Origin of the sequence: Cupriavidus phytohabitans (assembly GCF_000426345.1) — a bacterium.
Classification (GTDB): domain Bacteria; phylum Pseudomonadota; class Gammaproteobacteria; order Burkholderiales; family Burkholderiaceae; genus Cupriavidus.
The window spans coordinates 1-7783 of record NZ_AUFE01000128.1 but is presented as its reverse complement, the minus strand read 5'-3'; the positions used below and the strand labels follow the sequence as shown (position 1 = coordinate 7783).

The 7783-nt window shown below is 62.1% G+C and carries 4 protein-coding genes, 1 other RNA gene and 3 pseudogenes; all 8 read left to right on the top strand.

What is annotated here, in order from left to right:
- Nucleotides 1-122 (top strand): annotated as a pseudogene (locus K309_RS42700) (tyrosine-type recombinase/integrase); the annotation flags it as partial.
- Between the two features lie 5 nt (nt 123-127).
- Nucleotides 128-3112 carry a Tn3 family transposase gene (locus tag K309_RS0132880; RefSeq protein WP_029050222.1) on the top strand — a complete coding sequence of 995 codons (2985 nt, stop codon included), beginning with the start codon at nt 128-130 and terminating at the stop codon, nt 3110-3112.
- A 110-nt stretch (nt 3113-3222) separates the two neighbouring features.
- Entirely contained in the window at nt 3223-4713 is a 1491-nt protein-coding gene (locus tag K309_RS0132875) for an H-NS family nucleoid-associated regulatory protein (RefSeq protein WP_029050221.1), read from the top strand.
- 174 nt (nt 4714-4887) lie between these two features.
- A pseudogene (locus K309_RS38425) lies at nt 4888-5136 on the top strand (H-NS histone family protein); the annotation flags it as partial.
- Nucleotides 5137-5374: 238 nt separating this feature from the next.
- Nucleotides 5375-6061, top strand: coding sequence for a DUF6088 family protein (locus K309_RS0132865; protein ID WP_029050220.1), 687 nt, complete (start codon nt 5375-5377; stop codon nt 6059-6061).
- Complete coding sequence (locus K309_RS0132860; protein WP_029050219.1) at nt 6051-7097, top strand: nucleotidyl transferase AbiEii/AbiGii toxin family protein; 1047 nt, start codon at nt 6051-6053, stop codon at nt 7095-7097. Before K309_RS0132865 ends, K309_RS0132860 begins: the two co-directional genes overlap by 11 nt.
- Nucleotides 7078-7339: pseudogene (locus K309_RS43485) on the top strand (H-NS histone family protein). Before K309_RS0132860 ends, K309_RS43485 begins: the two are co-directional and overlap by 20 nt.
- A 4-nt stretch (nt 7340-7343) precedes the next feature.
- Nucleotides 7344-7703, top strand: a transfer-messenger RNA (tmRNA) gene (gene ssrA, locus K309_RS39640).
- The last annotated feature ends 80 nt before the right edge of the window (nt 7704-7783 follow it).

The window sequence follows — 7783 nt, the reverse complement described above, 5'->3', positions numbered from 1 at the left end:
CAACCCTGACAACGGTGCGTGACAATTTGCGGCACGCCTCCATCACTACCACCTCAATCTATCTGCACGATGACGAGGTGCAGCGCACGCGCCAGCTTGAGCAGGCCTTCGGGCGCAGATAGAGATCATGCCGCCGATCCACGAGACCGCCTATCCAGTGCTGCCGGCCGAGCCCACCGTTGTTGAACTGCAGGCAGCGTTCACGCCGACCGCGACCGAGATCCGCTTTGCGCGCAGCCAGGCGCGCCAGGCCTTGACGTCGGTGCTGATTCTCGTGCAGCTCAAATTGCTGCAGCGCCTTGGCTACTTTCCGATGCTGACCGAGGTGCCGGCCGCGGTGATCGAGCACGTACAGGCTGCCCTGCGGGCGCGGCCGTTGTCGCGCAGCGTGGTGACACGCTACGATGTCTCGGGCACCCGCGCCCGGCATCAAAAGTGGCTGCGCGCCTATGTTGGCATCCGGCAGGTGGACGCCAACGCGCAGGCATGGCTGGAGTCGCAGGCAACCGATGCCGCGCGGACCAAGGCTGAACTGCCGGATATCGTCAACGTGCTGATCGAGGAGCTGATCCGGGGGCGGTACGAATTGCCGCCGTTGGCGGGCCTGCAGCGGATGGCGGCACAGGCCCGGGCCCGGTTCAACGAAGCGATCTACCGCACCATCACGGAGGCGCTCGATGACTCGCTGAAAGCTCGGATCGAGGCGCTGTTTGACGGCCAGACCGGCAAGTCCGGCTGGGACCAGCTCAAACGCGAGCCCAAGCGCCCGGCTACGCGCGAGATCGCGAACTTTCTGAAGCATATTCACGGTCTGCGGAAACTGGCCGATGGCCTGCCGCCAGCACCGCCCATGCTCTCGGTCGCCAAGCGCACGCAACTGGTCACGGAGGCGCGGGCGCTGGACATTACCAAGTTGCGCGGGCTCAAGCCCGCCAAGCGCTACACGCTGGCGGTGCTCTTCATTCAGGCGCAACTGCAGAAGGCTCTCGATGATGTGGCCGAGATCTTCATCAAGGTGATGCGCAAGCTCGAATCCCTCGCCAGGACCCGGCTGCAGCAATATCAGCTGGCGCATGCCGACGCGCTGGAGAGCCTGGTCGGCCAGTTCCGCGACGTGCTGCAGGTTCTGCAGGACGATGGCATCGCCGACATTTTCCGGTTGCAGAAGGTGCGCGAAGTGCTCGGCAACGACGCCGCCGGGGCGCTCGCGCGCTGCAATGAGCATATTGCCTACGCCGGCAACTTTGACCCGCCGTTCATGCTGGCGCCATATCGCCAGCAGCGCTCCTTGCTGTTTCAGTGCGTTGAGGTGCTGCCGCTGCGCTCCAGCTCGCAGGACAAGACGATCCTGGTGGCGCTGGCCTGGATGGAGGGCTTCCGAGCCTCCCACTGCGAGTACCTGCAGCTCACTGACAACGATCTTGCTAACCTGCCTCTGGACTGGATCCCGGACAAGTGGAATAAGGCCATCTTCCCAGGCGGCCGCAGCGCCCGGCTGCTCCACCGCCGGTACTTCGAATTGTGCGTGTTCCACCAGGTGATGCAGGAACTGAGTTCCGGCGATCTCTACGTCGAAGGCAGCGATCGCTTTGATGATTTCCGCGTGCACCAGGTCTCGCAGGAGGAATTCCAGCGGGAGATGCCGCGCTACTGTGAAATCGTGGGCTTGCCGACCGATGGCAAGAGCTTCATCAAGACGCTGCGGGACAAACTCAGCGCCGCGCTCGACGAGGTGGATGCGAACTTCCCTGCGAACGACAGCATCGAGTTCGGCGAACAGGGCCTGATCATTCACAAGCCGGGCAAAGAGCCCGACCCGCCCAACAAGATGCTGATCGACCAGGCCATCACAGCCTCGATGCCGCAGATCAGTATCCTGGATGTGCTGACCGAGACCGAGCAATGGCTGAACCTGCACCAGCTCTTCGGGCCGCTGTCCGGATTCGATGCCAAGATCGACAAGCCGCGCAAGCGCTTCATCAGCACGCTGTTCTGCTACGGCTGCAACCTCGGGCCCAGCCAGACCGCGCGCTCGGTCAAGGGGCTGAGCCGCAAGCAGATCGCCTGGCTGAATCTGCATCACGTCACCGAAGAGCGGCTCGACAAGGCGATCGTGAAGGTCATCAACGCCTACAACCAGTTCGCGCTGCCGAAGTACTGGGGCAGCGGCAAGCGCGTGTCGGCGGACGGAACCAAGTGGAGCCTGTACGAGCAAAACCTGCTGTCGGAGTCCCACATCCGTTATGGCGGGTATGGCGGGATCGGCTACTATCATGTCTCCGACATGTACATCGCGCTCTTCAGCAACTTCATTCCGTGCGGGGTGCATGAGGCCGTATACATCCTGGACGGGCTGATCCGCAATGGTTCGGAGATCCAGCCAGATACCATTCACGGCGACACCCAGGCGCAGAGCGGGCCGGTGTTTGGCCTGTCCTACCTGCTGGGTATCAACCTGATGCCGCGTATGCGCAATATCAAGGGCCTGGTGCTGTTCAAAGCGGACCGGCGCCGGAAATATGCTCACATCGAGTCCCTGTGTCGTCAGACCATCAACTGGGATCTGATTCAGCGCCACTATCCCGACATGCTGCGGGTGGCGGTCTCGATCAAGGCCGGCAGAATGACGCCGTCGACCATCCTGCGCCGGCTGGGTTCGGACAGCGCCAAGAACAAGCTGTACTTCGCATTCCGCGAACTCGGCCGAGTCATCCGCACGCTATTCCTGTTGAAGTACCTGAACGAGCCGGAGCTGCGTCGCACAATCCATGCGGCGACGAACAAGAGCGAGCAGTTCAATGACTTCGCGCAGTGGCTGATGTTCGGCGGGGACGGCACCATTGCTGAAAACGTGCGGCACGAGCAGCGCAAGGTCATCAAATACAACCAGCTCGTCGCCAACATGGTCATCCTCTACAACGTCCAGTGGATGTCGCGCAAGCTCAAGGCATTGCAGGAGAAGGGGCACCCCGTCGATGCCGAGGTGCTGAAGGTGCTTTCGCCTTACCGGCGCGAGCATATCAACCGGCTTGGGGACTACCTGTTGGACCTCCAAAGACGGGCTCCGCCGCTCGACCCAACGATCGATTTTCTCTTCAAATCAGCCGCTTAGCGGAGATGTGGCGGATTTTTCACGAATTGCGGCCAACCCTCAACGACATGCAAGAGACAAGGTCTCACCGTCCATGGGATTAGGAAGCGTCTGCACGTGCAGTGACTTCAATGAAGGAGAACGAATTGGCCCCAGAGCAAGAGGTTGAACCCCGTGTCGCGAGCAATGCGACGAACGGACTTGGTCAGATGGAGCTTCCCATCGCTGAGGCGATGCGCGACGCGGATCCCGCCATTGGTGAAGCCAGTGGTGCAGGCGTCGGTAGTGGCAGCGTTGACACTCAGGCCCAACGCTTGGACTTCTGGTCGACAAGCCGGGATAGCGGCCCGACGGCGACCGTGTCATATCGGCGCCGGCGGTCTTACGCCGCCCCGGACGCTTCAACGGAAGACGTGGCACCGGAAGAATCGAGGGAAGCTGCCGCCTCGGCAGCGTTGACTGAATCTGACGCGCCGGAAGCGCCCATTGAAGCCATGCCCCCGGCAGCGACCACGGAAGCCGTGGCCGAAGCTCCGGTTGAAGTCCTGGCCACGGACGAACCGACGGAAGCTGCCGCCCAGGATGAACTGACCGAAACAGCCGCCCCGGTCGCACCGCTTGACGTCCCAGCTCCGGAAGCCGCGCCCGAAGAGACGCGGGCCCCGAAGCGCGGTCGGAAGCCGAAAGCGCTCCCCCAAACTGCCGCTCCGGAAGCTGCGCCGGAAGAGACGCGGGGCCCGCAGCGCGGTCGCAAGCCGAAAGCGCTCACCGAAACTGCCACTCCGGAGGCTGCGCCGGAAGAGACGCGGGCCCCGAAGCGCGGTCGCAAGCCGAAGGCGCTCACCGAAACTGCCACTCCAGAAGCGGCGCCGGAAGAGGCGCAGGCCCCGAAGCGCGGTCGGAAACCGAAAGCGCTCGCCGAAGCGGCCGCTCCGGAAGCTGCTCCGGAAGAGGCGAGTGCCGCGAAGCGCGGTCGGAAACCGAAGGCGCTCGCCGAAACCGCCGCTCCGGAAGCAGCGCCGGAAGAGAAGCGGCCCCCGCAGCGCGGTCGGAAGCCGAAAGCGCTCACCGAAACGGCCACTCCGGAAGTCGCGCCGGAAGCGACGCGGGCCCCGAAGCGCGGTCGGAAGCCGAAAATCCTAGCGGAAGTTGCCGCTCCGGAAGTCACGACTCAAGCGACCCCAACCCGCAAGCGCGGGCCGAAGCAGATAACCCTGCCTGGCGTGGAGGCGGCCCCGGAAGCGCCGACTCAGAAGACGAAAACCCGGAAGCCGCGACAGGAGCAAAGAGCGCCTACCGCCACCCAACGCCCGTCCCAATCCTCACTGCTCGCTCAACTGGCCTCTGTCAATGCGCAACTTGAGCAGTTGCGAGCCACGGAAGTGCCAAAGGTTGTGGAACAGATCCGGCAGTGGATGCAGGAGTACGACCTCAGCATTGAGGACATTGCGGGCAAGCCCAGTGTTGAGCCCGCTGCCCGCGCGGTTCCGAGCAAGACGAAGGCCGCGCCGCCTCCGAGGTACCGCAACCCCAAGACGGGCCAGACCTGGTCGGGGCGCGGTCGGGCTCCCGCATGGATTGGCAAGAAGCGCGAGCGTTTCCTCATCGATCTCTTGTCCTGAACGACAGGTTGGCGGGCGCGGCCGGTCCGCCCCCATTCTGATCAGCAAACTCGGCAGGTCGGAAGTTCGGCGGCCACTGCGCAGGAAGCCCAAGGGGAAGAGCCGGGCAACGAGCCGGGGCGACGGCGCTGCCTAACAACCAGGGCGAAGGCAACGACAGCAGTGACGGCAGCGATGACAGCAAAGACTGAGCGGGCGGACGCGATCCGCTGGATCCAGGCGCAGATGGACGACTACGGGCTCACCCTCGAAGAGCTCGACGCGGCGGGGTGCTTCGCGCCACCGCCCCCACCGCCCGAGCCACCCCCACCGCCGCCGGTCTGCTACCGCAACGCGGAAGGGCTGACCTGGGACGGGCAGGGCGAGATGCCCTCGTGGCTCAAGCGGGCGGTCAATGCGGGGCAGAGCGTCGAGTTTTTCCGGGGTCGGATAAAGACCTTCAGGCACAAGCCGAGTACCGCGATGTGGCGGGGCTCGGTCAATCGAAAGATGAGGTTCGCCAAGCACTGCTGCGTTCCTTGCCAGGTGATCAGTCGTAACCCGACGCCTAGACGCCTTGGCGGTAGTAACGGGAGTGCACAGGCTTGACGGAAATTTGCCTACAATTTTCGGACACCGTTGGCAAACGTCCGAAAATTGTATATAAATTCCGGACAACGCCATGGCTAAACTCCGCGACAAACTCTTCGCACTCATCGAACAAGCCGGGCCCGGCAAAGTCTGGGTTCCGACCGACTTTGCACACCTTGGCAGCCGAGATGCCGTCGACAAGACCCTGCAGCGGTTGGTAGGGGCCGGCCAACTCCGGCGCATTGACAGAGGTCTCTACGATCAGCCCAAAATCAATCGGCTAACCGGACGCCACACCATGCCCGACTATCGGGCCGTGGTAGAGGCGATTGCGAGGCGTGACAATTTGCGCCTGCTGGTAGACGGCATGACCGCGGCCAACGACCTAGGGCTCACCAACGCGGTGCCCGCACGCGTCACCATTCATACGGACAGCCGCCGCCGCTCGTTGAAGCTCGACAACCTCACGATCGTCTTCAAGCAGACAGCGCCGAGCCGGCTGTTTTGGGCGGGACGCCCTGCGATGCGCGTCGTTCAAGCGTTGCATTGGCTTAAAGACACCATTGCCACCGACAGCGAACGGATAGCCATGGCGCTTCGCGCGGTGCTTGAGGATCCAGAACACGGTAAGCCAGTCCGCCAGGACCTGGTGGCGGGATTTAGTGCAATGCCTGGATGGATGCAGACCTTTGTACGTGACCTTCTGGAAGGCAACGGCACTGGGCCTCTCACAGTGCAACGCGATACTAAGAACGAGAGGAAGTCCCATGAGGCCTGACTATCGTCAAATCATCGAGGCAACCGACACGGACCGGCGAGATCTCTTTTTCACGACCGCTGCAAGTCTCGGTACGGCGGTCCAGCACATCGAGAAGGATTTTTGGGTGTGTTGGGCACTCGATGCGCTATTCAATGGCGTAGCACAGCCGCCCCGCATCCTCTTCAAGGGTGGGACGTCCCTGTCGAAAGCGTTCTCGCTGATCACCAGATTCTCCGAAGACATTGACATCACGGTGTTCCGGGAAGACCTGGGGCAGGCCGTTCAGGTCTCGGAGCTGGCCGCGCTAAGCGGGAAGAAGCGGCGCGTGCGGCTGGAAGGCATTCGACAAGCCGCACAAGCACACATCACTGGGCCCCTGCGTGAACAACTTGAAGCGCTGGCGCACGACCAGATGCCGGAAAGGCGGTACAAAATCGAGCTTGATCCGGCCGACAGGGACAACCAGACAATCCTTTTTTGGTATCCAGCGGTCACGGCGGACGACAGCGCGTATATCCGCTCCGCAGTGAAAATTGAAGCTGGAGCGAAATCCGCCCTGGACCCTCATGTGACGGCTTCCATCACACCTTACGTAGCGACCGGACTACCTCATCTCGATCTCACGGTCCCCAACGTCACGACGGTGGCGCCAGAACGGACGTTCTGGGACAAAGTAGTCATTGCGCATGGCCTTCGGCAATGGCACGAGCGCCGAGGAGAGATCCGACATGGTGGTCAGCGGGTGACACGACACTACTACGACCTACGCAGCATGCTCGAAACGGCCAAGCGCAGTGGATGGCACTTGCGTGATGACCTGGCCAGGGACTGCGCCAACCATGCGGACATGTTTTTCGGCAGCCCCGATCTAGGCTTGGACCTCGCTAAGCAAGGCGGTTTTACGCTGACGCCAACGGAGAACATGCGAAGCGCTCTGGAAAAGGACTATCAGGCGATGAGCGGCATGATCTTCGGTGACGTTCCCGTGTTTTCGGAAGTAATAGCTGCCATCGAAGAGCTTGAGTACCTTGTAAATACAGCAAGTCAACGATGACAACCATGAGCGGGCAGACGCGATCGCCTGGATTCGGGATCAGATTGCCGATACGGGCTGACGATGGAAAAGCTAAAAGCGGAAGGGTTCTTCGATCCGCCGCCGCTACCCCCGCCGCGGGCGGTCTACTACCGCAATGCCGAGGGGCCGATCTGGACGGGCAAAGCGAGATGCCTTCATGGCTCAAACGGGCGGTCAATGCGGGGCAGAGCGTGGAATTTTACCGGGTCGGGTCTTTGTAGAGCCGCACGCAAACTGCTTTGCCGCTGCCGGCAGGAGGCGTAGAATCTAGTGCGTTGGGGGCCGCAAGGTTCCCGATAATGGTTGTGAACCTTCTTCTTGAAGGCCTTCTGGACGGCGGTTCGATTCCGACCAGGTCCACCAGAAGCACATTGCACGGGCAGTGCGCTTCTGATGGGCCTGACCTGGTTTCGACAGGGGGAGATAGGGTCGTGAGGCAACCCGTCAGAGAAGACGTTAAAACTAAATCGAAGTAAATGCTAACGACGAAAAGTTCGCATTGGCCGCCTAACAGCCGCCTTGGGTTGTAACTGACCTCGAAACAGAAAAGTTACTGACAAGGGCTCCTTCGGGGGCCCTTGTTCATTTGAAGGCTTGGCATCGATGGCAGCATGCGAATGACCTTGCCCCGGAGTCCGCGCGCACGCACGGCGCGCCGGCCCGCC